The sequence below is a fragment of the Desulfuromonas acetexigens genome (assembly GCF_900111775.1).
Taxonomy (GTDB): Bacteria; Desulfobacterota; Desulfuromonadia; order Desulfuromonadales; family Trichloromonadaceae; genus Trichloromonas; species Trichloromonas acetexigens.
This window is the reverse complement of record NZ_FOJJ01000029.1, coordinates 1-1,341: the sequence shown is the minus strand read 5'-3', so window position 1 is coordinate 1,341 and position 1,341 is coordinate 1. Positions and strand designations below refer to the sequence as shown.

General features: G+C 58.0%; 1 protein-coding gene. It reads right to left on the bottom strand.

The genetic code is table 11. The annotated features are described in order from the left end of the window. Positions 1–13: 13 nt before the first annotated feature. Positions 14–1,180 (bottom strand): IS4 family transposase, encoded by a 1,167-nt coding sequence (locus tag BQ4888_RS10710; RefSeq protein ID WP_092057184.1) that lies wholly within the window; start codon positions 1,178–1,180, stop codon positions 14–16. Between the last annotated feature and the right edge of the window lie 161 nt (positions 1,181–1,341).

The following is a 1,341-nucleotide window of genomic DNA, read 5'->3' as shown; positions in this document are numbered from 1 at the left end:
CAGCAGTGTCCGGTTAAGAAGTTGCATACGCGCCGAAGTCTAAATCGATGAAGCCTGGCGGCGTCACGCCGGCGGCAACGTCTTCGGCCGCTTCGTTGCGGATTTTGTTGCGTAACTCGCGAACCCTCTCGATGCCAACCCGTTCGCCGTGCTCCTCGTGGCAGTAGATGGCCAGCAGGAGATAGGTGATCAAGCCGGAGAGAATCTGCATCAGCAAGCCGTAGGGACTGCGGGCGATCAGGTGGTACACCTTGAGGTGGCGCTTCCACCAGCCGAAGAAGGACTCGATCGTCCAGCGGAGTTTGTAAACGTAGGCAATCTGCTCGCCCGTCAGATCGAAACGGTCGGTGGCCACCCAGTAGGTTTTTCCGTCGGCCTTGTAGCCGACCACGCGAACCTCCCGTTCCGTCTGATTGCCGCCCGCCGTTCCCAGGCGGGTGACGGCGTCAAAGAACACCTGTCCGCCGGGCTCGATGGGATTTTCACGCAGCACCGTCTTGCGGGAAGAGGCCTTGATGCGACAGACGAAATGGCGCTCCTGGGCCTGCCAATCGTCGAAGTTCTTGTAGCACTGGTAGTAGCGATCCATGACGGCGGTCTGCCCGGGCGCCACCAGATAGTCCACCTGGGGTCGCTCATCGGCCTTGCCGGCGGTCAGGGTCAGTTTCTGGGGAATGCCCCGGCCGATATCGAAGCCCAGATGGACCTTGGCTTTTTTAGCCCCGTCTCGATAATCGGCCCAGACCATGGAGAGCGTGGCGTCGATCAGTGTTCCGTCGACCGAAACCAGATCCCCCAAGTCGGAGAACTCCTTGGCGAGGGGCAGTTTGGCCGTCGCCTGCTTCTGAAGGTTTTCGTAGACTTGGACCATCTGCTCCAAACCCCGCGAGTTGAGGGCTTCGAAGAAGGCGCTTTTCTTGATGCCCTCGGGCGGAGCGATGTGGGTCGCGGCAAAGCCCTCCTGGGCTAGGACCTGGAGCAGATGCCGCCCCGAAGTGTGCTCTTCGAGATGGTAATAGGTCAGAATTTTCAACTGGTCTTCGAAAGTCATCTGCAAAGGCCTGTTGCCGCGGGCCTCAAGAGTCGGGACCGGATCGAGCGCGGCCTGGAACGGGGTGAACAAACGGACGATGGTAAGAGCGTTGAGCCGGGTTCGGAACATTCGGGCCAGTAGCGACATTTTCGTAATTCCCTTCGATATCAGGTAGTTACGAAAATTCGCCGACCCCCTCGCGGCCGTTTGTCAAGCTAAAAATGTGGTAAGTTGTCGATTTTTATAGTTTTTCATCAAGATTATCGATTTGCGACACGAGCTGCAAAAACCTAACCGGACACCACTGA

Coding starts and splice junctions, on each gene's coding strand:
- BQ4888_RS10710 (WP_092057184.1), bottom strand. CDS start 1,180: ATGTCGCTACTGGCCCGAATGTTCCGAACCCGGCTCAACGCTCTTACC.